We start from the raw sequence: 23591 nt of genomic DNA, 5'->3' as shown, positions 1-23591 counted from the left end.
GCGACACGCCGTACGTGCGGCGTGTCGCGCCCGGTTCTCGGGGTCCTCCTGGCCGCGGCCGGATGAGCCTAGGGTCCGGCCATGGGTTCGCTGACTCTCCCGTTCCATCCCGACTGGCCGTACGCCGGTGGGCTGGTCATCGAGTCGATGGCGCGGCGCGGGACCAATCGGTCGCAGTTCGAGACCGGGACATCCAACGGTGGGCTCACAGTGCATCCGGGTGGGGACCGCTGGCGGTGGGAGAGTCGGCTGTTCGACGGCCGCTATGACGGGGCGCCGGATGGCGACCGGCCGGTCTACGGTGCGTGGAACAGTCGCGACGACCCCTACGGCGGCGCGATCCGGTTCGGGTCGGCGTATGCGCGGCTTCGGGCTGACCTGCTGGACCGGTGCACGTTCTGTTTCCCCGACTCGGTCCTCGAGCCGACCGACTTCGGCGGCCCCGATGCGTTGCCACATCTGTCTGCACTGGCCGATGCCGCCAGGTTCGACGACCTGGACGAGTGCGTCGAGGCGCACGTGCACGGCGGCGTCGTGTTCGAACGTGACGTGGAGGCGGTCGTGCTCGACCCGTGCTTCCGGGACACGAAGGTCGAGGCCGCGGCGGCCGAGCTCGGCTGTGCCGTCGAGTGGCATCCGGGTCTCAGAGTATCCAGCAGCGGTCTGGATCCCGACTACCGTGGGCAGGAGTTCGTCGACCTGGCTCGGTCGTTGGGGGACGTACTGACCCCCGATCGTCTCGGCGATGCGGCGCGGTCGGGCGCGCACGACGCGCAGTCGGTCAAGCGGGTATGGCACTACCTGGCGCGGTTCGGGCGATCGCCGGTCTGACTCCCGTCCTCTGTGGCCAGAGCCGGGATGACGCTCGAGGATCGCGGTCCCTCCGCGGCTGCGATCCTCGAGCTCGTTCAGGTGGTCGCGACCGAGGTGGCGGCGGTCGTGGAGACCATCACGGCGGTCATGACCGCCGTGACCTCGTCCATGGCGTCCTTGACGCCCTTCGCGGCCCAGTCGCCCTTGGCGATCTCCTTCGCGCGGGCCTTCACGGCGCCGGCACCCACGGGTCGGGTGTCGACCACCTTGTGGGCGAAGTTGATGGAGGAGAGCAGGGCGACGAGCGGGCCGGTGCGCGCATCCGGGGTGGCGCCGTGGATGAGCACGGAGACCAGCTGGGCGCGTACGCCGTTCTCGTGGGTCGAGTCGGCGGCGGGCCAGGTGGTGCGAGGGAAGATGCCGAGGATGCGGTCGTCGCGGCGCCGCAGGATGTTGCGGTCGCACAGGCGCGCGGCGAGGGACTCGTGCAGCCCCTTGCCGAGGTTGTTGACCGCGTTCTTGGCGGTCAGCGGCTTCGCGGCCAGGGAGTCGTACGCAGCGGCGAGGATCGGCTCGTCCGGCCGCCGACCCGGCACCGCCGCGGCCTTGGCCGCGGTCAGCCCCGACTTGGGCACCACCTGAGCCGAGCCCGCCATGACGAGCTCGGTCAGGATGGCTCCGCCGAGCGCCTGCTGGACCCACGACGAGGAGAGCGTGCCCTTCTCGTCGTCGAGCACCAGGAGAAGTAGGTCTTCGGCGATCAGCATGGTCTAGACCGTACGTGGTCGAACGCGCCGGGGCCTCCTACGAAAGGAGGAGATTCGACCGAACCTTGGTCTATCCGGCCGGACCGGCCCTCTAGGTCATCTAGGCGCCGGTCGACTCACCGTCGCCGACGTCGAACATCCAGCTGACACCGAACTTGTCGTCGAACTGGCCGAAGTGGTCGCCCCAGGGCGCCTGCTCGAACGGCATCCCGACCGTGCCGCCCTCGGAGAGCCTCGCGAAGTAGTCGGCGAACCGCGGCTGGTCGGCCATGTCGGCGCTGGTCATGGCGACGGTGACGCCGGCGGACGGGGCGATGTGGTCCATCCCGGGAGGAGTGTCGGAGGCCATCAGGACCAGGCCGTCGTCGAGGGTGAGCGAGCCGTGCATGACCAGCTTCTTCGTCGCGTCGTCCAGCGGACCCATCGCGTCGCCCATCGACTCGAAGGTCGTCGTCTCGACGGTGCCGCCGAGCACCGACCGGTAGAACTCGAGCGCCTCGGCGGCCTCGGTCTTGAAGCTGATGTAGGGATTGAGCGTTGCCATTCGGATCGTCTCCTTTGATCGATATCCGACCCCGTCGACTCACACTAGGCCTGCTCGATGAGGCTGAGAAGGTCAATTCGGGTGGTTGCTCCCGGACGTGCGACCCCCGTCGGCGGCCGGTCAGGGGTGGGTGACCTCGACGCCCAGCCACGCGGCGAGCGCCTCGATCTCGGCCTCGACCGCGTCGCCGGTCTCGGCGGTCCAGGCGACGTCCTCGTGGACGGCGAAGACGTTCAGCACGCCTTTCTTGTGATCGGCCTTCGCGTCGAGCTTCCCCACCAACCGGTCACCATGCAGGATCGGCAGGGCGAAGTAGCCCCAGCGCCGCTTGGCGGCGGGCTTGTACATCTCGAGCACATACTCGAACCCGAACAGGTCGAGCGCACGGTCGCGGTCGTAGACGAGGCGATCGAAGGGCGAGAGGAGGGCCGCACGCGGCGCGAAACCGTCCTCGAGCGCGGCCAGCGCCTCGGGGTCGACCCGCCACTCACCGTCCACGCCGGTCACGGTGCACGCGACGCCCGTGTCTCCGGCGCCGACCACCTCGCCACCGGTGGAGTCCTTCCGCCCGGGGCGAGCGATCCCGAGGGACGCCAACCTGCGCCCGATCTCGACGTCCGCGGCATCCGCAACCGAGGGAAGCTGCAGGTCAGCAGGGTAGACGCGCTCGGCGAGGTCCCACGTGCGCAGCTTGCCCCGCCGGCCGGCGACCGCGACGTCGCCCATCCGGTTGAGCAGCTCGAGCATCCGCAGCACGGACTTGTCGTTGGTCCAGCCGCTCGAGGCCCAGGGCACCTCCGAGGTGTCCTCGATCTCGCCGGCCACCAGCGCACCGTCGGCTCGCAGCCGATCCAGGATCCGCCTACGGAACTTCGCGTTGGCGCCGACCCACTCGACGGCGGTGGGATGGATCCGGCCCGGGGCGAGGGCGAGCACCGTCTCGATCTCGTCCATCGGGAAGACGAAGCTGGAGAACTCCACCAGCGAGCGCTCCTGCTCGAGCGCGAAGGTGAGGTCCGAGTGGTCGTACGCATCGCCCAGCCGTGACCACGCCACCAGGTCCGCGCTCGGCGCGATCGCCTTGGTCGGGTCGATCTGCAGGAGCGTCAGCTGGTCGACGGTCTGCACCAACGATGATGGCCGGTGAGCGTCGAGGAGCTGGGCTCGCACAGCGATCCGTCGCGCCTGCTCGCGGGTGAGGGTGGTCGTCACCTGCCGCAGCGTACGTCCGGATCCGGACGATCAGCGGCCGGATCGTGAGACGCGGGGGAGTGCTTGACGGGCACTTCGTGGGCTTGGTGGGTGTTTCAGTGCCCGTCATGTCCAGGGATACCCGGCCGACCGGGTATCCCTGGAGCCGGTCACAACCGCCCCAACGCCGCCCGCAGCGGATCCAGCCCCAGGGAGCCGAGGTCGAGCGCAGCGCGATGGAAGGCCTTGAGGTCGAAGGCGTCGCCGGCGCGGGCGTGGGCGTCGTCGCGCGCCTGGAGCCAGATCCGCTCGCCGACCTTGTAGGACGGAGCCTGGCCGGGCCAGCCGAGGTAGCGGGCGACCTCGAAGTCGAGGAAGGCGCCGTCCATGAGGCAGTGCTGCCCGATGAACTCGCGGCCGAGCTCGGGAGTCCAACGGTCGCCGGGGTGGAACCCGAAGGGGTTCTCGGGGATGGTGAGCTCGAGATGCATCCCGATGTCGATGATCACGCGGGCGGCCCGGAACGACTGCCCGTCGAGCATGCCGAGACGGTCGCCGGGGTCGTTGAGGTAGCCGAGGGAGTCCATCAGCCGCTCGGCGTAGAGCGCCCAGCCCTCGCCGTGGCCCGAGACCCAGCACATCAGCCGCTGCCAGCGGTTGAGCAGCTCGGAGCGGTAGGCGGTCTGGCCGATCTGGAGGTGATGACCGGGCACACCTTCGTGGAAGACGGTGGTCAGCTCGCGCCAGGTGCTGAACCCGGTGACCGACTCGGGCACGGACCACCACATCCGCCCGGGGCGGGAGAAGTCCTCGGAGGGGCCGGTGTAGTAGATGCCGCCGTCGGAGGTGGGCGCGATCATGCACTCGATGCGCCGCACGGGCTCGGGGATGTCGAAGTGCACGTCGGCCAGGTCGGTGATGGCTCGGTCGGCGGTGGTCTGCATCCACTCCCGCAGCGCGTCGGGCGAGGTCAGCTGCCGCGCGGGGTCGGTGTCGAGGTGGGCGGCTGCCTCCGCGACGCTCGCACCCGGCACGATCCGGTGGGCGGTGGCGGCCATGTCGTCGGAGATCCGCTCGAGCTCCTCCCAGCCCCAGGCGTACGTCTCCTCGAGGTCGACCTCGGCCCCGAGGAAGAGCCGCGAGGCGAGCCGGTAGTGGTCACGGCCGACCGCCTCCTTGGGCAGCCCTGCCGGAGCCAGGTCGCTCGCCACGAACCGTCCGAACTCCGCGAACGCCTCGTTGGCGCGGGCGGCGTGCGACTCGAGCTCGGTACGCAGCGACGCGGGCGTGCCCTCAGGGGCCCGCCCGACCAGACCGGCGAAGAAGTCGACGGCACCCTTCTGACCGGTCCAGGCCTGGATCTGGTCGGCGACCTTCGCATACTGCGCGCCGGCGGAGACGCGTCCGGCAGCGGCCTCCTCGCGCAGCGTCGTGGTGTAGCCCTCGACCGCGTCGGGCAGCCCGGCGAGCCGGGTCGAGATCGTCGCCCAGTCGTCCTCGGAGTCGGTCGGCATCAGGTCGAAGACGTCTCGGAGGCTGTGGATGCCGCTCTCGATGACCGAGACGAACCGCCGGGTGATCTGCGCGTCGGCGAGCTCGATGTCGAGCCCGACCCGCTCCAGGAACGCCTCCTTGGCCACCTGCTCGCGCTCGTCGGCGGGCTCGATCGCCGACACGTCGGCGTGGGCCACCCGGTTGAGCTCCTCCACCGCGGCCATCCCGTCGGGGGAGAGGTCGGGGAGGTCTGCGTCGTGGCCGGCGACGCCGACGTAGGTTGCGGTCAACGGGTCGAGGGCGCACAGATCCTCGACGTAGCGGTCGGTGCGGGCATCTACCTCACGGGTCACCCGGTCACCCTATGGCCGGGGCTCGTCGGGGCAACCGATTTCCGCAGCACGCGCAACGAAGACGCCAGACTTGGCGTAGGAGGGGTGTGAACATGCCAGAGGAGGTGTCCGTGGATGCCGAGGACCAGCCGACCGAGCCGGTCGGCGATGCAGCCGAGGACGCGGCCACGAGCATCGACTTCAGCGCCTGGGTGGCCTCGCGCGGTCCGGCGCTGCAGCGATTCGCCTACCTCGTCACCGGCAACAACTCCGACGCCCCCGACCTCGTGCAGGACGCCCTCATCCGGGCGATGCCGCGCTGGGACTCGTTGGCGGTGTCCGGCACCGCGGAGGCGTACGTGAAGAGGAGCATCGTCAACGGGTCGATCAGCGGATGGCGCAAACGGCGCCGGCTGGTGCTCGTCGACGACGTCGAGCCGATGGCGACCCAGCACGAGCCCGGTCCCGAGACGCACGACGCCGACGAGGCCTGGGCGCTGGTGCAGACGCTGCCGGCCAACCAACGGGCCGCGGTCGTGCTCCGCTTCTACGAGGACCTGTCCTTCGCCCAGATCGCGACGGTGCTCGACTGCGCCGAGGCGACGGCCCGATCACATGTGCATCGGGCGCTGGCCAAGCTGAGGGACCGACTGAACGAACAAGGCTCTGTTGACGGAGAGGGAACGAGGGGGTTGAAAAATGAGTGACTTCGATCGCGAGGAGCGGGCCTTCCGGGCCGCGCTGACGCGTGAGGCCGACGGGTTCGAGCCGCGGGAGCTCGCTGTCCCCGACTCGTCCGACCGGGAAGATCAGGCCGAGCCGACGCCGGCCGACACGATCGAGACCGACGAGAAGCCCGCACGCCGGCGGGCGACGCTGATCCTCGCCGCGGCCGCCGCGGTGGTGACCGTGGTCGGGCTGGGCGGTGCGCTGGCCAGCCTTCGCAGCGGGAGCGACGAGGGCAGCACGGTCGCCGACGGCGCCGCCAGTGCCGAGGCCCGCGACGGGTCCGCGCCCAAGGCGCTCAGCGAGTCGGCCGAGCCGCCGCAGGGCACCTACGCCGACAAGGAACACCCCGGCCTGCCCGCACCGGACGCGGGGAAGCGCTGGGCGGTGCGCTTCGACGTCGCCGCCCAGGTGCCGCAGGAGTGGGCCGACGCCGCCTCGCCCGCGCTGCCGGAGTGCATCGAGAAGCCCGGCGACCAGTGGGACACCGTGCCGCGCACGCCCTACGTCGCCAACGTGACCAACCGCCCGGTGCCCCGGATCGCCTGCGACAACACCGAGGATCGCGACTTCCCGGCGGATTTCGGCAAGGTGCCGTTCTCGCTGTGGCAGCCCTACCTCGTTGTCGAGAAGGCGACCAAGGCGACCGACAAGAAGGCCGGCTCCTGGGAGCACGAGGGCTGGCTGCTGACTCGGGTCATCGAGGGTGACTACATCGTCTCGATCCTCACCGGCCCCGGCGACGACAAGGTCAACCAGGAGATCCAGGGATCGCTGACGACCGTCGCCAAGGACCCCTACGGCTGCGATACGGCCTCGCCGCTGGCCGGTGGTGACCCGGTGCGGCCCAAGACGGAGCCGAAGAGCTCACCGCTGACGGGCGGGGCTCCCGAGTCGATCGCGATCTGCCAGTACGAGCCGTCGTCGGCCTCGCTGACCGGTTCGCGTCAGACCAAGGGAGCCGACGCCGCGGGCCTCGTGGACGCGATCAGCGCCGCGCCCGGCCGCTCGGGCCCCAACACCCCGAAGAACTGCCTCGCGGGGCAGCCGATCGCCTCGTACGTCATCCTGCGGGTCTTCCGCGACGGCGAGCCCGGCGACGTGTACGTCAGCTATGAGAACTGTGACGACCACGGGTTCTACGACGGCACCACCGTGCACGAGCTGACGCCGGCGGCGTGCCGCCCGGTGTTCGCCGCGGAGCCGGTCACGATCTACTCGGCTCAGGGCGACGTCGCCCGCGTCTGCCTGAGATAGCCACCTTCTCCGCCGCTGTTGTGGGGACGGCGGCGGAGAAGGTCAACAACCTGGTCGTGCGCCAGGCGGCGTAGAGGAAGAGCAGCAGGAGGAGGCCGTTGCGCCAGGCCAGCACCTCGGTGATCCAGGGTGATCCGGTCTCGTCGTAGGTGAGCATGTAGCCATACATGCGGGGGAAGATCTCGTGGGTGAGCAACGTCGCCACGACCAGCACGACCGACCAGATCCCGAGCCGGCGACGGGCGCGGCCACGGAGCAGGGCCATCCCGGCGGCGGCCGCGGGGAGCAGCCAGAGCAGGTATTGCGGGCTGAGCACCTTGTTGGTCACCAGGAACGCGGCGACGGTCGCGAGCACCAGCCACACGATCGTCTCCTCGTCGTGCTCGGCCCGCTCGCCGCGGGGGAGACGGCGCCAGGCGAGCACCCACCAGACGATGACTAGCGCGGCCGCGACCACGGAGGCGATGGTCGCTGCCAGGAGGAGCCCACCGACGCTCGGCCCGGAGATGTCGTAGGCCTTCCACTCGGTGTAGTCGACGGTGTAGCCGGCAGCACCGTGGCCCCAGGCGACCATCGCCGGGGTCGCGAAGATCGACTCGATCTGCAGCCCGCGCTCACCCTGGTAGCCCAGCGGTGTCATCAGCCGGTCCCAGCCGCCCAGGACGAGGCTGATGCCGGCCAGCGCCGTGCCCGTGACGGCGACGGTGAGGATGACCGGCTTGCGGGCGCGGCGGGAGGCGGCCAAGGCGGGGATCACCAGGATCGGCCAGTACTTCGCGCCCGTCGCCAGGGCCGCGAACGCCGCCGCCACCTTCGGCCTCCGGGCCGCGTAGAGCACCGCCAGGCCGACCATGATCCCCGGGAACAGGTCGAAACGGGCGTACGCCGTCGCCCCGAGCGCCGGCACCGCGACCAGCCACAGCGCCTCGGCGCCGGAGACCCCGAACCGAGGGTGGTCACCGCGCCGGCCGTGCACGATCAGCGCCATGAAGAGCAGGTCGGTCAGCGCCGCCATCACCAGCACGGCCACGATGTAGGCGTCGCCGGCCAGGCCGAGCAGGCTGATCGCCGCGTGCGGGACCCAGAGCAGCAGCAGCGCCGGCACCGGGTATTCGACCAGCGAACTCCCGACCCCTTCCGAGGCCAGGTTGTCGAGGCTGTCGCGGTAGTAGTTCACATCGCCCACGACGCCCCACTCGGCACCCGCCCAGCCGAACCAGCCGGCCGCCGCGGCGGGGAAGCCGTAGAGGATCACCACCCACCCGCGGGTCAGCAACCACGCGAGTGTGATCAGAAGATATCGCCGAGAGAAGGTGACCACGACGCCATCTTCTCAGGTGCTCCGTATGAGCTTGCCGTGGCCTTTACCCGACGATGACCCCTGGTGGATCTCGTTACCAGGGGTCATCGTCCGGTCGAGCCGTGTCAGTGAGGCAGGCCGCTGGCGCGCCAGGCGCCGGGGCCGGCGTGGTGCGGGGTGCGGAGCTGCGGGGCTGCCCACAGGGAACGCGGCTTCTTCTTCGGGGCCTCGGCCGATCCCATCGCGGAGAAGACGGCGACGATCGCGGCGACGTCCTCGGGGGTGGCGTTCTGGTCGATGACTTTGAGCAGGGGCTTCTGCTCGTGGTTCTCGGTCATTGCGCGACCACCTTTCGTGTCTCGGTTCGGCTTACGTCGGGGTTGGGTTGGGATAACGCCGAGTCGGCGCAATCCGGTCCTCGCTTCGCTCCGGTCCGTTTGCGCCGACTCGGCGTTATCCGCTCTTCGCGAGGCCCTCGCTCGCTGGCGCTCGCTTCGGGCCTCACTCAGAGCGGGATGTTCCCGTGCTTCTTCGCGGGCAGGGTCTCTCGCTTGGTGCGCAGGAGGCGGAGCGCGCGGGTGACCTCGGCGCGGGTCTCGTGCGGCGGGATGACCGCGTCGACGTAGCCACGCTCGGCGGCGATGAAGGGGTTGGCGAGCGTGGTCTCGTACTCGTCGATCAGCTCGGCGCGCTTGGCCTCGACGTCGCCGCCGGCGGCCTCGACCTCGGCCAGGGTGCGTCGGTGGACGATGTTGGCCGCGCCCTGGGCGCCCATGACCGCGATCTGGGCGGTGGGCCAGGCGAGGTTGATGTCGGCGCCGAGGTGCTTGGAGCCCATGACGTCGTACGCCCCGCCGTAGGCCTTGCGGGTGATGATGGTGACCAGCGGCACGGTGGCCTCGGCGTAGGCGTAGATCAGCTTGGCGCCGCGGCGGATGATGCCGTTGTGCTCCTGGTCGGTGCCGGGCAGGAAGCCGGGCACGTCGACGAAGGTGATGACCGGGACGTTGAAGGCGTCGCAGGTGCGTACGAAGCGGGCGGCCTTCTCGGAGGCGTCGATGTCGAGGGTGCCGGCGAACTGCATCGGCTGGTTGGCGACGATGCCGACCGGGCGGCCCTCGATGCGGGCGTAGCCGGTGAGGATGTTGGGCGCCCACAGCGGCTGGACCTCGAGGAACTCCTCGTCGTCGACGATGTGCGCGATGACCTCGTGCATGTCGTAGGGCTGGTTGGCGCCGTCGGGGATGAAGGTGTCGAGCTCGCGGTCGAGGTCGGAGATCTCCAGGTCAGCCGTCTCGTCGTAGGCCGGCGGCTCCTCGAGGTTGTTGCTCGGGAGGTAGGAGAGCAGCGCCTTGACGTAGTCGATCGCGTCTTCCTCGTCGGAGCCCATGTAGTGGGCCACGCCCGACTTGGAGTTGTGGGCGAGCGCGCCGCCGAGCTCCTCCATGGTGATGTCCTCACCGGTGACGGTCTTGATGACGTCGGGGCCGGTGATGAACATGCCGGACGTCTTGTCGACCATGATCGTGAAGTCGGTGACGGCCGGGGAGTAGACGTGGCCGCCGGCGCAGTTGCCCATGATGAGGCTGATCTGCGGGATCACGCCGGAGGCGTGCACGTTGCGCCTGAAGATCTCGCCGTAGAGACCCAGGGAGACGACGCCCTCCTGGATGCGCGCGCCGGCGCCCTCGTTGATGCCGATCAGCGGCGAGCCGGTCTTCATCGCGAGGTCCATGATCTTGGTGATCTTCTCGCCGTAGACCTCACCCAGCGAGCCGCCGAAGACGGTGAAGTCCTGGGAGAAGACGCAGACCTGGCGGCCGTCGATGGTGCCGTAGCCGGTCACCACGCCATCGCCGAAGGGGCGGTTCTTCTCCAGCCCGAACGCGGTGCTGCGGTGGCGGGCCAGCTCGTCGACCTCCTGGAAGGAGCCCTCGTCGAGCAGCATGTCGATACGCTCGCGAGCGGTCTGACGCCCCTTGGCGTGCTGCTTCTCGACCGCCTTGGCGGAACCGGCGTGGACGGCCTCGTCGAGACGACGGTCCAGCTCGGCCAGCTTGCCGGCGGTGGTGTGCAGGTCGATCTCGGGCTCGTTGGTGGCTTCGGCGCTCACGGGACTCCTTTGGACTTCGTGCGGTGCGGGGGCCAATCTAATGCCCGTGGCCCCTTCTGCGATGCGACGCCCATCACTTGACCCCTCCCGACTCGTCGGTCTACGGGGCGGGTGGCGCGTCACGGTCCTCGAGTCGACGCCGTCCACGAACGCCGAGCTCGCCTCGTTCGCGCGCTCGGGTGAGGCCCCTGGCCTGGTGGTCACCACCGAGCACCAGACCGCCGGTCGCGGCCGTCTGGACCGCGGTTGGACCACCCCCGCGCGCTCGGCGCTGACCGTCTCCGCGCTGCTTCGCCCGGAGGCGTCGATCCCGGTCGAGCGGTGGCCGTGGCTGCCGTTGATGACCGGGGTCGCCGTCGCCACGGCACTGCGGAAGATGGGGTACGCCGCCGGGCTGAAGTGGCCCAACGACGTGCTCATCGAGGGGCGCAAGGTCTGCGGGATCCTGATCGAGCGCATCGACGCGAGCTCGGGCGGCGCAGCGCCCGCCGCGGTGATCGGGTTCGGGCTCAACACCTCGCTCACCCGCGAGGAGCTGCCGATCGAGTCGGCCACCTCGCTCGAGCTGGAGAGCGGTGCGCCGGTCGACCGCACCGAGGTGCTCGCCGCTGTGCTGGAGGAGCTCTGGGCGGCGTACGAGATCTGGGGTGATGACCCCGCAGAGCTCGCTCGTCGCTATCGCGAGCTGTCGGTGACGATCGGCGAGCAGGTGAGGGCCGAGCTGCCGGGCGGGGACGTCTGGGAGGGTGTCGCGACCGCGATCGACGAGCACGGCCGGTTGGTGATCGCCACGGGCGAGGGGGAGCGCGTCGTGGGTGCCGGTGACGTGATCCATGCCCGGCTCCGTCCACAGGGTTGATCACCGAGATGACATGATCTGTTCGTGGCGAAATCGAAGCAGCCCGTCAACCTGACCTCGGCCGAGGTGGCAGAGAGGGCCGGGGTGAGCCTCGAGCAGGCCAAGCGCCTGTGGCGTGCGCTCGGGTTCCCGGAGATCGGCGACGACCAGGCGTTCTTCGACGAAGCCGACGTCAACGCCCTCACCAAGGCCAACGACATCGCCGGCAACGGGCTGGTCAGCTTCGACCTGGTCGTCAACCTGACCCGAGGGATCGGGCAGTCGATGGCGCGGCTCTCCGACTACGAGGTCTCCGCGCTCCTGCACCACGTCGAGACGCAGGACGAGGACGCTCGTACGCCCAGCGAGCTGTTGAAGGCGACCGTCGCCGTCTCCGAGCACTTCGAGAGCGCGTTCGAGGAGATGATGCTCTTCGCATGGCGCCGGCACATGCGTGCGGCGCTCGCCAGGGCCGAGGCCTCGGTCGCGGGCCCGGAGGAGCAGCTGGGCACGGTGTGGCAGACGGTCGGGTTCGCCGACATCGTCTCGTTCACCGCACTGTCCAACACGCTGACCGAGGAGAAGATCGGCGACCTCGTCGAGCTCTTCGAGTCGCGGTGTGCCGATGTGGTGGCGACCTGGCACGGTCGGATCATCAAGTCGCTGGGCGACTCGGTGCTCTTCGTCAACGACGATCCGTTGCAGGCCTACGGCGCCGCTGAGGGGATCATCAACGTGGTCGGGCGCGACCCGAGGATGCCGGACGTACGTGTCGGGCTGGCCTCCGGCAACCTCGTGCTGCGGCTGGGAGACGTCTTCGGGCCGCCCGTGAACATGGCTGCGCGGCTGACCGCTGTGGCGCGGCGCAACCGCATCATCATCGACGAAGCGACCGCCGCGGCGATGCCTGCGGACGAGTACGAGACCCGGCGACTGGCCGCTCGGCCGGTGCGAGGATTCGGGATCGTCGAGCCCGTCGCTGTGCGTCGTGTCTGAACTGTGACCTCAAGGTCCTTGCTGACCTGCTGTTTCGCGTCGATGTTGCAGATTTGTTGTAGTTAACAGTCGGTCAACGCCCCCGATGATTGCTTTACCAACTGATGCCACGAGAGGCATGGTGGAGGGCGTCCGCGGGGGCGCTTTCTCGGCCTGCCCAATTCGTTGCGGCCTGGCATGAAGATGTCAGTGGCAATATCGTGCAATCCTTTGCCATGGGGTCTTTACCTCCCTAGTGTCGGACTCATGATCGAGGTACAGGAGATCAAGCTCGACCCGGACACGCGGCGAGCATGGCGGAACGATGAGGAGCTAACGCTCTCTCGCAAGGAGTTCGACCTGGTCCACGCCCTGATCAAGAGGGCTGGCAACGTCGTCTCCCGTGATGAGTTGATGAGGGATGTGTGGAATGCGACTTTCTACACCTCGTCGAAGACCATCGACGTTCACCTGGGGTGGGTGCGCCGCAAGCTGGGTGACGACCCGCGCAAACCCCATCTGATCACGACACTGCGTGGCAAGGGACTGCGCTTCGAGAAGGTCTAGCCCGACCCGAGCCCGTCGGGGCCGGGTCCGCGGATGTCTGTGAGGGGGATCCGCGGAATCGGTCCCGACGGGAGAGGCTCCTTATCCTGTCCGTCGTGACCCTCGCACCGACCCTTGCGATCATCGGCGGCGGCCAGCTGGCCCGCATGATGGCTCAGCCCGCAATCGCGCTCGGCCTCCCGCTCCGGCTTCTCGCCGAGGGCGAGGGTGTCTCCGCAGCCCAGGTCATCCCCGACCAGATGGTCGGCGACTACCGCGACCTCGACCAGCTCACCAAGGTCACCGAGGGCTGCGAGGTCGTCACCTTCGACCACGAGCACGTGCCCACCGAGCACCTGCACGCGCTGGCGGCTGCCGGCGTCGCGGTGCGGCCGGGCCCCGATGCCCTCGTGCACGCTCAGGACAAGGGCGTCATGCGCGAGCGGCTCGGCGAGCTCGGCATCCCGTGCCCGCGCAACGCCATCGTCTCCTCGGTCGCCGAGGTCGAGGCGTTCGGCTTCCCGTGCGTGCTCAAGACCACTCGCGGCGGGTACGACGGCAAGGGCGTCTGGGTCGTACGCGACGTGGCAGATGTCGTCGAGCCGCTCCGTGTCGCCGAGGAGGCGGGCGTGCAGGTCCTGGCCGAGGAGCTCGTCGACTTCCGCCGGGAGCTGTCCGCGATCGTCGCTCGGTCGCCGAGCGGCCAGGCCGCTGCGTACCCGGTCGTGCACACCTATCAGGAGAACGGGGTGTGCAAGGAGGTCATCGCCCCCGCGCCCGACCTCTCCCCGGAGCTCGCCGTCGAGGGTGAGCAGATCGCGCTGCGCGTCGCCAAGGAGCTCGACGTCACCGGCATCCTGGCCGTGGAGATGTTCGAGACCGTCGACGGCCGGCTGCTGGTCAACGAGCTCGCGATGCGGCCCCACAACACCGGCCACTGGACCCAGGACGGTGCGGTCACCTCGCAGTTCGAGAACCATCTGCGTGCGGTCATGGACCTGCCGCTGGGCTCGCCGGCATCGCGCGCGACGTGGTCGGTGATGGTCAACATCCTCGGCTCGTCCCGCCCCGACGTCGGTCGGCTCTACGACGGCTTCCCCCACGCCATGGCCCGCGACCCCCACCTGCGCGTGCATCTCTACGGCAAGGAGATGCGCCCCGGCCGCAAGGTCGGCCACGTCAACGTCTACGGCGACGACCTCGACGACTGCCTCGAGCGCGCCCGCCACGCCGCCGACTGGTTCCAGGGCGACCTCGGCAACGACTCCGACTGACCCTCCTCCACCGAGAAGTCACCCCCGCAGGCCGAGAGGTCACTCCCGCAGGTCGAGACGTCACGTCTGCAGGTCGAGGGGTCACCTGAGTGCCCACTCGGCCTGCAGAAGTGACGCTTCGGCCTGCAGACGTGACCTCTGGGCGGAGGTGGGTCAGGTGGCGGTGAGAGGCCGGACCCAGGTGGCGACGCCCTCGTCGAGTGCGAGCTCGGCGTCGGCGACCGCGGCGGCTTCGGGGTCGTGGGTGGCGAGGACGACGACGGCGCCTCGCTTGGCCTCGCCCTGAAGCGCGGCGACCATCCGCTCCCGGTTGCCCGCGTCCAGGTCGCTGGTCGACTCGTCGGCCAGGAGCACTCCGGCGCGCGTTGCGAATGCCCGCGCCAGCGCGACTCGCTGTTGCTGACCGCCGGAGAGCTCGTCGACGAGATGGCGTCCGGACTGCTCGAGCCCGACCAGGGCCAACGCCGCCCCGGTGCGTTGAAGCGCCTCCCGGGGCGACACCTTGCGGGCAAGCAACGGCACCAGGACGTTCTCCTCCGCAGTGAGTGCGCCGGCAAGCCCGTTGCCCTGGGGGATGAGGCTGATGCCTCGCGTGGTGGCGTCGTCCCTGCTCGTCAGCGAAGCTCCGTCGACGTGTACCGATCCGGCCGCCGGGGTCAGGGCGCCGGCCAGCGCCCACAGCAACGACGACTTTCCGGCTCCCGAGGGCCCGGTGACAGCCAGCATCGTCCCTGCCCCGAGCTCGAGATCGATCGGCTGGACAGCAACGACGTCGTCGTACGCCACCGACAATCCTTGCGCGCGAACCTCACTCATCGGCGACCCCTTCGTGCTCGGGAACCAGCTCGTAGTGACCGTCGACCGGATGGAACCGGACCAGAGTGCCGGGCGGAAGCGCGTCGCGTAGGTGTCCGGGCAGGGGGAGGGAGCCATCTGCCGTCACCACGGCGTACTCCTCCCCGCTGCGTCCTTCCCCGCCGATGCGGCCGTCGCGGATGGTGACCGTGCGGGGCAGGAACGCGGCGACGTGCGGATCGTGGGTGACGAGCACGACGGTCGTGCCGTGGGTGCGGTTGATCCAGGCGAGCCGCTCGAGGACGAGGTCGCGGGCGTCGTGACCCAGCTGGCTGGTGGGCTCGTCGGCGAGCACGAGCCCGGGCCGGGTGGCGAGGGCGACCGCCAGAGCGGTGAGCTGCAGCTCGCCAGGTGTCAGACCGGCGAGCGGACGGTCGGCCACCTGGGCGATACCGAGCTCGTCGAGCAGCTCCTCGGCGGCCGGGAGGCCCGTGCTCGTGCGGCGGGCCGCGCGCTGGGCGAAACGTACGTTGGCGGCCGGCGTGGCGTAGGGGAGCAGGTTGCGTCCGGCTCCCTGCAGCATGAGCGAGACCTGGCTCGCCCGAAGACGGTCGAGCTCCTTCGAGCTGGCCGCGGAGACCTCGTGGGAGCCCACGAAGATCTTGCCGGCGCTCGGGCGGAAGATCCCGGCCAGCAGGCCCATCAGGGTCGACTTCCCTGATCCCGAAGGTCCGAGGAGCCCCATCAGCTCGCCGGGTCTGACGTCGAGATCGACGCCGGAGAGAGCAGCGACGTCGTGACCCTCGGTGTGGTAGATGTGCACCAGTCCGTGGGTGCGGATCAGCAGGCCGGTGCTCATGCGGTCTCCCGTAGGCGGTCGAGGCGGGCCGCGGTCGCGACCGCCCGCCCGAGGAGGACGGCAGCCGTGCTCAGGACCAGCAGGCAGCCGAGCGTGGTCAGACCGACCGCCGCCCACGGCACGGACAGGTTGACAGCATCGACCGCGGGCTCGACGGCGAAGATCGGTAGGTCGGGAAGCGTGAGCAGTGTGGCGAGCACGCCGGCTCCGGCGCCGGCGAGGACGCCGAGCACCACCGGCAGCAGCTGTGTGCCACCAGGGAGTCGTCTGACCGTGCGCCGGTTCACGCCCGCCAGCCAGAGCGATGCCAGATCGCGGGCGCGGGTGCGCCAGCCGGTGGCGGTGAGCACGCTCAGCGCGAGCACGGCGATCACCACCGCCGCGAGACCGACCACGACACCGAGCCGCAGGCTCCAGGTGGCGACCGACTCGTCCAAGTCGCTGCGTACGTCGGTGAGCGTGCGAGTCGTCGTCACGTCGATGCCCTCGTCCGCCAGGCCGGCACTGACGCGTTCGAGCAGCGCGTGGTCCTCGGAGGCGAACCACAGGGAGATGGTGGAGTCGCCGTCGGGGGTGGCGAGCTTCTCTGCCGCGGTGAGGTCGACGAGGGCGACGTCGGGACCGCCGCCGGGCACGCGGTCGACGTCGGCGATCTCCTCGCCCTTCTGCTGGACGCCGTCGAGGCCGACTATCGTGGGCTCCTCGTCCAGCACCGGACCGGTGGTGATGATCGCGACCGGCTCGCGGGCCTCTGCGTTCTCGAGCGCTTGCCATTGGGCGGCGCTCGGACCACCGTCGCCGAAGAGTGCGATCCGTCGGAACTCCTGCGGTTCGATGGCGAAGGTCGTCGCGCCGCCGCCCGGCGATGTGGCCCGTACGACCGGGGTCACCCGATCGCCTTCGGGGTCGAGGCTCCCGAGCACACGACGTACGGACTCGAGGTTGATCGCCGTCGTGTTCTGTCCGTAGATCTCGGCGGTCAGCGGAGCGCCTGCCTCCTGCTCCGCAGCGACCGCGCGATTGCGCTCGCCGACGAGCAGGCCACATACCGAGAAGACCGCGAGGGCGCTGGCCACGGTGACCAGCGCGACCGTTCGTCGCGCGGCGATGCTGCGCGATGCGTCCAGCAGCGAGACGCCGGCACGGAGCTGACCCCGGCGCAGCAGTGTGCCGCCGATCCGCGTCGCGAGCGGGGTGAACAGATGGGCGAGCACGAGACCGATGAGAGCCGAGAGCAGCGCCGGGGCGGCAAGCGCGATCGGCCCGGTGAGGCTGCCCGTCACGAAGGCGATCACGCATGCCCCGCACGCAGCCACCGCCACAGCGTCGCCCCCGCCGGGCATCCATCCGAGGCGATGACGGTGCGTCCCGTGGAGCAGGGTGCTGAGCGGTTCGCGAGCGACTCGGTAGACCGCTGCGTACGACACCAGGACAAGGGCTGCTACGGCGACGCTGCCGGAGACGACCGTCCCCTGTGGCAGCTCGAAGGGCGGCTCACCCGGGAGCGAGTGCGCACGCGCCAGGGTCGAGGCGAGGAGCGCGACGGCCACTCCTGGGACGACCCCGACGAGCACGGCCGGGAGCAGCTCGCCCAGCAGCAAGGATCGGGCCCCGGCGGTGCCTCGGCCTCGAAGCCGAGCGACCACTACGTCCGGGCGCCGCTGGTCGGTAGCTGCGAGCATCATCATCCACAGGACGATCAATCCGAGCAGGCCCAGCTGGAGAAGGAGCAGAGGCACCATCGTCCGGCTCTGCTCGATCTGGGTCTCGACGCCGTCGGCGAGCTCGGGCAGCGATGTCACCGTCCAGGCGATCGAGTCCTCGGAGAGGTCGCGCTCGCCCTCGGCCCGCTCGACGCGTGTCCGGAGGGTGCCCAGGTCGTCTCCGAGAGCGGTGAGCTCGTCGACCCCCACCATCTCGGTGCGCAGCCGAGAGCCCGCCCAGGCCGCTTCGCTGTCGAGCAACGGCGTGGCTCCGCCGAACGTCGACTCGTCGGTCAGCCAGACGTCGTGCTGAGCGGTGCTGCCGGCGGCGATGCCAGCCACGCCCTCGAGGCGCAGCCCCAGCCACCAGGCTTCGTCATCGGCCAGGTAGGTGCCGACGACCTCGAAGGCCACGACCGGTGTCGGCGCGCGTTGGAGGTTCTCGTCCAGGAGCGATTCGGTTCCCGGCGCGTGAACGGTGCGCCCGACCTCGAGCCCGTAGACCTCTGCCTCGTTCTCGGTGACCAGGATCTCACGGGCCCCATCGGGGCAGGTGCCTGTGGTGATCCTGATGTGGTCGCATTGGCCCTCCCGCCACCAGAGGCCGCCTCGAGGCGTGCTCGCCGACTCGGGGCCCAGGTCGAGCTCGGTGACGGCGTTGCGTCCCATGACGGGATCGTGGAAGAGCGAGCGCGCCGGAAACTGCTGCTCGAGGGATGCAGGGGACGTACGTTGCAGCAGGAACTCGACCGTCGGCCCGAAGAGCTGGAGGTTGCGCTCCACGCTGGGCGCCTTCTCCAGCGTGACTGCGGTGGCCGCCTGTTGCATCGCCCGGTCGTAGAGCGGGGCGAAGACCGAGCACGCGGTGATGAGCGCGGAGAGCAGGGCGATCACGACGCCTTGGCCGAGCCGGTACCTCAGGGCGGACATCACCGGCATACGATCTCGTGACCTTGTGGAGCGCGACAGCGAATTATCGCCACCATGTGATTCCGTTACCTCACCGTTAGACGGCCCGGTCCACGCCCGCGAGGACTCCTCGGCCTAGCCTTGGCCCATGAGCGCTCGCGTAGGGATCGTGATGGGGTCCGACTCCGACTGGCCGACGATGAAGGCCGCGGCGGAACTTCTCGACGAGTTCGGGATCGAGTGGGAGGCCGATGTGAAGTCGGCCCACCGGATGCCGCAGGAGATGCTCGACTACGGGCGTGAGGCGGCCGGTCGTGGCCTCTCGGTGATCATCGCCGGCGCCGGTGGCGCCGCCGCCCTCCCGGGGATGATCGCGAGCGTCACGCCGCTGCCGGTGATCGGCGTGCCGGTGCCGCTGAAGTATCTCGACGGCCTCGACTCGCTGATGTCGATCGTGCAGATGCCCGGCGGCATCCCGGTCGCGACCGTGGCCATCGGCAACGCCAAGAACGCCGGCATCCTGGCCGCCCGCATCCTCGGTGTCGCAGACCCCGAGCTGCAGCAGAAGCTGGTGGCCTACGAGACCTCGCTCGCCGACCTCGCTCGCGAGAAGGGCGAGGTCGTACGCCGCGCCACCTCCTGAGCGTCAGGGAGTCCTGTCGAGCCGGAGCATCAGCAGGTGGTAGCCGAGGCTCTTGCCATGGCCGTCCAGGCCTGAGTATCCGGTCACGCCGCCGGCGAGGACGGCCGGCACCCGGAAGACGAGCGCCGGCAGGTGTGGGAGCTCGGTGCGCACCACCGGCTCGGTGACGGCGAAGTGGCGGGCGACCGCTTCGGGCGTGAGGTCGCGTTCGAGGACGGCGTACGCCTCCCCGTCACGCGGCAGCACGGCGAGGATCAGCGTGTCGCCCTTGTCGCCGGCGCGCACGTCGGCGAGGTCGTCGACGGTGAGGTCGCTCATCGCTCCTCCATCAGGGTCACGGTCGGGGAGACGAGGTCGCGGGGCACCAGGCAGGAGCGGACGACCAGCGACTGCTGTATGCCTGTGCGAGCTCCGCCGCCGCCCGCCGGTCCGTTGGTGTAGAGCGACTCGACCTCCCAGCCGACGGTGTGTGCCTGGGTGGCGTCGGCGGTGCGGGCGGTGACGCGGAGCCGCACCTCGAGCGGCTCGGTCGCCGGCGCCAGGCCACGGAACGCCGCGCCGGCTCCGATGAGCTCGACCCCGATCGCGTCCGGTGCGATGCCGTGCACGTCGGCGAGGCGCTCGCGGACGATCTCCGCGGCCAGCTCGGCCCGCGCCAGGGCACGAGGCCCGGCGTAGGAGATCTGCCCCTCGCCGAGCCAGCCGCCGCGGAAGCCGAGGGTCACCTTGAGGTCGTCAGGCCTCGCCGCACCGCTCGCGCCGGCCACCTCGACCCGGTCCGGGCCGGCCTCGCGGAACGAGACGCCGGAGAAGTTCGCCACCACGTCGGGGGTGAGGTAGGCCTCCGGGCGGTCGACCTCGTAGAGCAGCTGCTCGGTGGCGGTGCGTACGTCGAGCCGGCCGCCGCTGCCGTCGAGCTTGCCGAGCGTTGCCGTCCCGTCAGGACGTACGTCGGCGAAGGGGAAGCCGAGGCGGGCCAGGCCGGGGACGGGTTTGGTGCCCGGATCCGCGAAGTAGCCACCGGTCAGCTGGCCGGCACACTCCAGGAGGTGACCGACCACGGTGCCGGCGGCGAGCAGCGGCCAGTTGTCGGCGGCCCAGCCGAACTCGTGCTGCAGCGGTCCGAGGTAGAGCGCCGGGTCGGCGACCCGGCCGGTGACCACGACGTCGGGGCCGTCGGCGAGCGCCAGCCGGATCCCCTCGGCGCCGAGGTAGGCGTTGGCCGAGACCAGCTCCTCGGTGGACGTGGAGAGCGGCTCGCCGGTCTCCCACACGACCGGGTCGAGGCGGCGTACGGTCTCCAGGGCGTCATCGCCCGTGACGACAGCGACCCGGGTGGGGCGGTCGAGCGCCCGAGCCACGTCGGCGACGCGACGGCCGGCCGCGATCGGGTTGGCGGCGCCGGAGTTGGTGATGATCCGGGTCTGTCCGGGCTCGATCACGGGAAGTACGGCGCGCATCCGTGCCTCGAGCAGCGGATCGTAGCCGCCGTCCGGGTCGGCGAGACGGCGCAGCTGACCGGCGGCCACGGTCCGCTCACCCAGACACTCGAAGACCAGGTAGTCGAGCGCGCCGTCTCGGGCCAGCTCGACCGCAGGATCGATGCGGTCGCCGGCGAACCCGGCGCCCGCTCCCAGCCGGATCACGAGGCCCACACCGGGATGACGCCGGTGACCAGGGCGACGGCGAGCATGACCATGGAGACCAGCCATGCCCAGCCGATGAGGTGCCGGATGTGCTTGCCGATGTCGACTCCTGCGAGGCCGACCAGCAGGTAGAACGAACCGGTGAGCGGGCTGATCGGGAAGCCGACCGTCTCCTCGCCCAGGATCGAGGCCTGAGCGAGGTCGGCCGCGGCGATGCCGTGGAGCTCGCCGACGCTGATCAGGACCGGGAGGACGCCGAAGTAGTAGGGGTCCGGGCCGAACACCAGGCTGAGCGGGACCGCCAGCACCGCGATCAGGACCGGGAGCGCCGGTGCCGCCCCGTCGGGCAGGGCGCCGGCGGCCGTCTTGGCCATCGCCTCGATCATGCCGCTGCCTTCGAGGATGCCCAGGAAGACTCCCGCCGCGATCAGCGTGGTGGCCATGAGCATCGCGCCCTTGGCGTGCGCCTCGATGCGGTCGGTCTGGGTCTTGAGCCCGGGGTAGTTGATCAGGAGCGCCACGACGACGGCGACCAGGAAGATCAGCTCGGGAGTCGCAGCCGCGCTGACCAGTGCGGCGATGACTGCCACGGTGAGGGCGACGTTGACCCAGAACAGGCGGGGCCGGCGTAGGCGCTGCTCGTCGGCGGTGAGAGCGCCGACTCCGTCATGGAGATCGTCCGTCGCCGAGCTGGCCTCGGTGCTTCGGGCGCCGTCGGCGGGCGCAGCGGAGAGCCGCCGGGTCTCGCGTCGGCCGAGGAACCAGGCGATGACCAGGACCGCGACCATGCCGGCGAGCTGGGCGGGGATGAGCGGCACCCACAGCTCGTTCGCCGGTACGTCGGAGGTGGCCGCCGCTCGGGCGGTGGGGCCGCCCCACGGGACGAGGTTCATGACGCCGGCGCCGAGGCCGACGCAGGTCGTGAGGACGAGTCGGCTCATGCCCAGGCGGTCGAAGAGCGGCAGCATCGCGGGGATGGTGATCAAGAAGGTGGTCGCACCGGCGCCATCGAGGTGAGCGGCCATGGCGAGCGTCGCCGTGGCCAGGCAGACGGTGACGGGCGCGTTCCCGGCGAAGCCGACGATGCGGCGGATGATCGGGTCGAACATGCCGGCGTCGCGCATGATCCCGAAGTAGACGATCGCGAAGACGAACATCGCGACGACGCCGACGACCCCACCGAGACCGCCGGCGACGAACTCGCCGACCTCGGTGGGGGAGAAGCCGGCGACCAGGGCCGTGAGCACAGGGACGCCGGCGAGAGCGACGACTGCCGCGACCCGGTTGGTGAGGAGGAGGACGAGGATCACCGCGACGGTGATGAAGCCCATGAGGGAGAGCATGGACACGAGTGTGATGACGATCACTTGTTCCTGTCCAACACCAATTAACGATAGATTGATGTGCTGTGAGCATTGATCTGTCGCTGCGCCACCTGAGGGTGGTTCTAGCCGTGGCCGAAGCGGGTGGCTACACGCCCGCGGCCCGTGACCTGCACGTCGCGCAGTCGTCCCTGAGCCGCACGGTGCAGGAGGTCGAGCAACGGATCGGCGTACCGATCTTCGAGCGGACGACGCGGCGGGTGCGTCCTACGCTGGAGGGTGAGGAGTTCGTCGCGACCGCCCGACGGCTCGTCGCGGAGTTCGATACCGCGCTCAACCACTTCGAGGGCTATCTGGCCGGCACCCGGGGAGCTGTCTCCGTGGCCGCGCTGCCGTCCCTGGCGGGCTCGATGCTGCCGCCCGTTCTCGCCGAGTTCCGGCGGGGTCAGCCGGAGGTGGCGGTGTCGGTGAAGGACGGATTCTCTGAGGAGGTCCTCGACCTCGTGGTCCGCGGCGAGGTCGACCTCGCCGTCTCAGTGGCTGCCCAAGTGCCCGACGCCCTGGGCGTACGCCACATCGCGGTCGACGCCTTCGCGGCCGTGCTGCCCGTCGGCCATCCGCTCGCCACCGAGGAGGAGCTCCGGTGGTCGGATCTGGCGGGTCAGCCGTTCGTGGCCTTCGAGCGCATCTCGAGCATCCGGGGCTATGTCGACCGGGTGCTGGCCGAGACCGGCACCCGCACCGGAGCGCTCACCGAGGCGCGCAACATCGGTGCCGTCGCAGGCCTCGTCGCCGCGGGGCTCGGGGTGTCCGTCGCGCCCAGCCTGGTGCTGCCGATGATGATGTTCGCCGACGTGGTGACCCGGCCGCTCGTGGATCCGGTGGTGGAGCGCGACATCTGCCTCATCCACGATCCGCGACGGCCGATGTCACGGGCCTCGCGGGCGCTCATGCAGCTCCTGGTGAGCGCGGGAGAGCGGGAGATCGCTTCCCCGCCGGGCGTGCGATGGGTGCCGGGGGAGCCGGATCAGGCCTGAGCGCGCTGCCGCTCCCACCAGATCTTGCTGGGGCAGGTGTCCATGACCATCGGCACCCCGGCGGCGGTGGTGCGCGCGAAGGCGGCCTCGTCGACGACGCCCATCTGGAACCAGACACCGCCCGCGCCGATGGCGACGGCCTCGTCGGCGAACTGGCCGGCGGCCTCGGAGCGACGAAAGACGTCGACGACGTCGATCTTGCCGACCGCGGCAGCGGCGTCGGCCAGGGTCGCGTAGACCTTCTCGCCCAGCACCTCCTTGCCCTGCGCGGCGGCGTCGGGGTGGATCGGGACGATCCGCTTGCCGTGTTGCTGGAGCTCTTGCGCGATCGAGTAGGCCGTGCGGTACGGATCGCCCGAGAGGCCCACGATCGCCCACGTCTCGGTGCGGTCGAGAAGGATGTCGATGGTCACGGGATCGAGCCATGCGGTGCTCATGTGGGGCGTAACAACAAGTTCGGCCGACGGATTCCGTGACCCGCCGACGTACTGGTGAGTAGCTATCGGG

23 protein-coding genes are annotated in these 23591 nt (G+C 70.1%); 9 read left to right on the top strand and 14 right to left on the bottom strand.

Annotated features, from left to right (window positions below):
• Positions 1–81 precede the first annotated feature (81 nt).
• Positions 82–831, top strand: a complete 750-nt coding sequence (locus FB381_RS19605; protein ID WP_211352500.1) for a DUF3626 domain-containing protein — start codon at positions 82–84, stop codon at positions 829–831.
• 77 nt (positions 832–908) lie between these two features.
• Here FB381_RS19605 and FB381_RS19600 read toward each other — a convergent pair whose 3' ends face one another.
• From FB381_RS19600 to FB381_RS19585, 4 genes are all read right to left on the bottom strand, one after another.
• The gene (locus tag FB381_RS19600) at positions 909–1580 is read right to left on the bottom strand and encodes a GOLPH3/VPS74 family protein (protein WP_141781834.1); all 672 of its coding nucleotides are present in this window, start codon (positions 1578–1580) and stop codon (positions 909–911) included.
• A gap of 100 nt (positions 1581–1680) precedes the next feature.
• Positions 1681–2124: a VOC family protein gene (locus FB381_RS19595; protein ID WP_141781833.1), complete on the bottom strand. Its 444-nt coding sequence runs from the start codon at positions 2122–2124 to the stop codon at positions 1681–1683.
• Positions 2125–2244: 120 nt separating this feature from the next.
• A complete protein-coding gene (locus tag FB381_RS19590) occupies positions 2245–3336 on the bottom strand; it encodes a DNA glycosylase AlkZ-like family protein (protein WP_141781832.1) in 1092 nt (363 codons plus the stop codon).
• Positions 3337–3485: 149 nt separating this feature from the next.
• Positions 3486–5162, bottom strand: coding sequence for a DUF885 domain-containing protein (locus FB381_RS19585; RefSeq protein ID WP_141781831.1), 1677 nt, complete (start codon positions 5160–5162; stop codon positions 3486–3488).
• A 92-nt stretch (positions 5163–5254) separates the two neighbouring features.
• Here FB381_RS19585 and FB381_RS19580 point away from each other — a divergent pair, with 92 nt between their 5' ends.
• Positions 5255–5848, top strand: coding sequence for a SigE family RNA polymerase sigma factor (locus FB381_RS19580; RefSeq protein ID WP_141781830.1), 594 nt, complete (start codon positions 5255–5257; stop codon positions 5846–5848).
• Positions 5841–7124: a hypothetical protein gene (locus FB381_RS19575; protein ID WP_141781829.1), complete on the top strand. Its 1284-nt coding sequence runs from the start codon at positions 5841–5843 to the stop codon at positions 7122–7124. Before FB381_RS19580 ends, FB381_RS19575 begins: the two co-directional genes overlap by 8 nt.
• Here FB381_RS19575 and FB381_RS19570 read toward each other — a convergent pair.
• From FB381_RS19570 to FB381_RS19560, 3 genes are all read right to left on the bottom strand, one after another.
• A complete protein-coding gene (locus FB381_RS19570; protein WP_170225240.1) occupies positions 7075–8400 on the bottom strand; it encodes a glycosyltransferase family 87 protein in 1326 nt (441 codons plus the stop codon). The genes FB381_RS19575 and FB381_RS19570 overlap by 50 nt on opposite strands.
• A gap of 149 nt (positions 8401–8549) precedes the next feature.
• The gene (locus tag FB381_RS19565) at positions 8550–8762 is read right to left on the bottom strand and encodes an acyl-CoA carboxylase subunit epsilon (protein WP_141781827.1); all 213 of its coding nucleotides are present in this window, start codon (positions 8760–8762) and stop codon (positions 8550–8552) included.
• 167 nt (positions 8763–8929) lie between these two features.
• Positions 8930–10537 carry an acyl-CoA carboxylase subunit beta gene (locus FB381_RS19560; protein WP_141781826.1) on the bottom strand — a complete coding sequence of 536 codons (1608 nt, stop codon included), beginning with the start codon at positions 10535–10537 and terminating at the stop codon, positions 8930–8932.
• A 61-nt stretch (positions 10538–10598) separates the two neighbouring features.
• Here FB381_RS19560 and FB381_RS19555 point away from each other — a divergent pair, with 61 nt between their 5' ends.
• From FB381_RS19555 to FB381_RS19540, 4 genes are all read left to right on the top strand, one after another.
• Positions 10599–11396: a biotin--[acetyl-CoA-carboxylase] ligase gene (locus tag FB381_RS19555; RefSeq protein ID WP_141781825.1), complete on the top strand. Its 798-nt coding sequence runs from the start codon at positions 10599–10601 to the stop codon at positions 11394–11396.
• 24 nt (positions 11397–11420) lie between these two features.
• Positions 11421–12371 (top strand): adenylate/guanylate cyclase domain-containing protein, encoded by a 951-nt coding sequence (locus tag FB381_RS19550; RefSeq protein ID WP_141781824.1) that lies wholly within the window; start codon positions 11421–11423, stop codon positions 12369–12371.
• A gap of 246 nt (positions 12372–12617) precedes the next feature.
• A complete protein-coding gene (locus FB381_RS19545; RefSeq protein ID WP_246088211.1) occupies positions 12618–12917 on the top strand; it encodes a winged helix-turn-helix domain-containing protein in 300 nt (99 codons plus the stop codon).
• A gap of 95 nt (positions 12918–13012) precedes the next feature.
• Positions 13013–14170 carry a 5-(carboxyamino)imidazole ribonucleotide synthase gene (locus FB381_RS19540; RefSeq protein ID WP_141781822.1) on the top strand — a complete coding sequence of 386 codons (1158 nt, stop codon included), beginning with the start codon at positions 13013–13015 and terminating at the stop codon, positions 14168–14170.
• Positions 14171–14323: 153 nt separating this feature from the next.
• Here FB381_RS19540 and FB381_RS19535 read toward each other — a convergent pair whose 3' ends face one another.
• Genes FB381_RS19535 through FB381_RS19525 form a run of 3 tightly spaced genes read right to left on the bottom strand, consistent with a single transcriptional unit; the run spans position 14324 to position 18457 of the window.
• The gene (locus tag FB381_RS19535; protein ID WP_141781821.1) at positions 14324–14986 is read right to left on the bottom strand and encodes an ABC transporter ATP-binding protein; all 663 of its coding nucleotides are present in this window, start codon (positions 14984–14986) and stop codon (positions 14324–14326) included.
• Positions 14979–15824: an ABC transporter ATP-binding protein gene (locus tag FB381_RS19530; protein ID WP_141781820.1), complete on the bottom strand. Its 846-nt coding sequence runs from the start codon at positions 15822–15824 to the stop codon at positions 14979–14981. Before FB381_RS19530 ends, FB381_RS19535 begins: the two co-directional genes overlap by 8 nt.
• Entirely contained in the window at positions 15821–18457 is a 2637-nt protein-coding gene (locus tag FB381_RS19525; RefSeq protein ID WP_141781819.1) for an FtsX-like permease family protein, read from the bottom strand. Before FB381_RS19525 ends, FB381_RS19530 begins: the two co-directional genes overlap by 4 nt.
• A 127-nt stretch (positions 18458–18584) precedes the next feature.
• Here FB381_RS19525 and purE point away from each other — a divergent pair, with 127 nt between their 5' ends.
• Complete coding sequence (purE, locus tag FB381_RS19520; protein ID WP_141781818.1) at positions 18585–19079, top strand: 5-(carboxyamino)imidazole ribonucleotide mutase; 495 nt, start codon at positions 18585–18587, stop codon at positions 19077–19079.
• Between the two features lie 3 nt (positions 19080–19082).
• Here the strand turns inward: purE and FB381_RS19515 are convergent, their stop codons facing one another.
• The 3 genes from FB381_RS19515 to FB381_RS19505 are packed head-to-tail and all read right to left on the bottom strand — an operon-like array spanning position 19083 to position 22068.
• Positions 19083–19397, bottom strand: coding sequence for an AtuA-related protein (locus FB381_RS19515; RefSeq protein ID WP_141781817.1), 315 nt, complete (start codon positions 19395–19397; stop codon positions 19083–19085).
• The gene (locus tag FB381_RS19510; protein WP_211352499.1) at positions 19394–20734 is read right to left on the bottom strand and encodes an acyclic terpene utilization AtuA family protein; all 1341 of its coding nucleotides are present in this window, start codon (positions 20732–20734) and stop codon (positions 19394–19396) included. The genes FB381_RS19515 and FB381_RS19510 overlap by 4 nt, the downstream gene beginning before the upstream one ends.
• Positions 20722–22068 (bottom strand): CitMHS family transporter, encoded by a 1347-nt coding sequence (locus tag FB381_RS19505; protein ID WP_141781815.1) that lies wholly within the window; start codon positions 22066–22068, stop codon positions 20722–20724. The genes FB381_RS19510 and FB381_RS19505 overlap by 13 nt, the downstream gene beginning before the upstream one ends.
• Before the next feature lie 65 nt (positions 22069–22133).
• Here FB381_RS19505 and FB381_RS19500 point away from each other — a divergent pair, with 65 nt between their 5' ends.
• Positions 22134–23084, top strand: coding sequence for a LysR family transcriptional regulator (locus tag FB381_RS19500; RefSeq protein ID WP_141781814.1), 951 nt, complete (start codon positions 22134–22136; stop codon positions 23082–23084).
• On the opposite strand, the gene FB381_RS19495 is transcribed toward FB381_RS19500, so the two are convergent.
• Positions 23075–23497, bottom strand: a complete 423-nt coding sequence (locus FB381_RS19495; RefSeq protein WP_246088210.1) for a CoA-binding protein — start codon at positions 23495–23497, stop codon at positions 23075–23077. The genes FB381_RS19500 and FB381_RS19495 overlap by 10 nt on opposite strands.
• Positions 23498–23591 lie beyond the last annotated feature (94 nt).

The sequence above is a fragment of the Nocardioides albertanoniae genome (assembly GCF_006716315.1).
In the GTDB taxonomy this organism is placed as follows: domain Bacteria; phylum Actinomycetota; class Actinomycetes; order Propionibacteriales; family Nocardioidaceae; genus Nocardioides; species Nocardioides albertanoniae.
Note: the sequence above shows the minus strand (reverse complement) of the source record. Positions and strands in the feature narration are given on the sequence as shown.

Coding starts and splice junctions, on each gene's coding strand:
- purE (WP_141781818.1), top strand. CDS start 18,585: ATGAGCGCTCGCGTAGGGATCGTGATGGGGTCCGACTCCGACTGGCCG.
- FB381_RS19505 (WP_141781815.1), bottom strand. CDS start 22,068: ATGCTCTCCCTCATGGGCTTCATCACCGTCGCGGTGATCCTCGTCCTC.
- FB381_RS19545 (WP_246088211.1), top strand. CDS start 12,618: ATGATCGAGGTACAGGAGATCAAGCTCGACCCGGACACGCGGCGAGCA.
- FB381_RS19535 (WP_141781821.1), bottom strand. CDS start 14,986: ATGAGTGAGGTTCGCGCGCAAGGATTGTCGGTGGCGTACGACGACGTC.
- FB381_RS19595 (WP_141781833.1), bottom strand. CDS start 2,124: ATGGCAACGCTCAATCCCTACATCAGCTTCAAGACCGAGGCCGCCGAG.
- FB381_RS19605 (WP_211352500.1), top strand. CDS start 82: ATGGGTTCGCTGACTCTCCCGTTCCATCCCGACTGGCCGTACGCCGGT.
- FB381_RS19525 (WP_141781819.1), bottom strand. CDS start 18,457: ATGTCCGCCCTGAGGTACCGGCTCGGCCAAGGCGTCGTGATCGCCCTG.
- FB381_RS19565 (WP_141781827.1), bottom strand. CDS start 8,762: ATGACCGAGAACCACGAGCAGAAGCCCCTGCTCAAAGTCATCGACCAG.
- FB381_RS19515 (WP_141781817.1), bottom strand. CDS start 19,397: ATGAGCGACCTCACCGTCGACGACCTCGCCGACGTGCGCGCCGGCGAC.
- FB381_RS19555 (WP_141781825.1), top strand. CDS start 10,599: ATGCGACGCCCATCACTTGACCCCTCCCGACTCGTCGGTCTACGGGGC.
- FB381_RS19530 (WP_141781820.1), bottom strand. CDS start 15,824: ATGAGCACCGGCCTGCTGATCCGCACCCACGGACTGGTGCACATCTAC.
- FB381_RS19575 (WP_141781829.1), top strand. CDS start 5,841: ATGAGTGACTTCGATCGCGAGGAGCGGGCCTTCCGGGCCGCGCTGACG.
- FB381_RS19580 (WP_141781830.1), top strand. CDS start 5,255: ATGCCAGAGGAGGTGTCCGTGGATGCCGAGGACCAGCCGACCGAGCCG.
- FB381_RS19600 (WP_141781834.1), bottom strand. CDS start 1,580: ATGCTGATCGCCGAAGACCTACTTCTCCTGGTGCTCGACGACGAGAAG.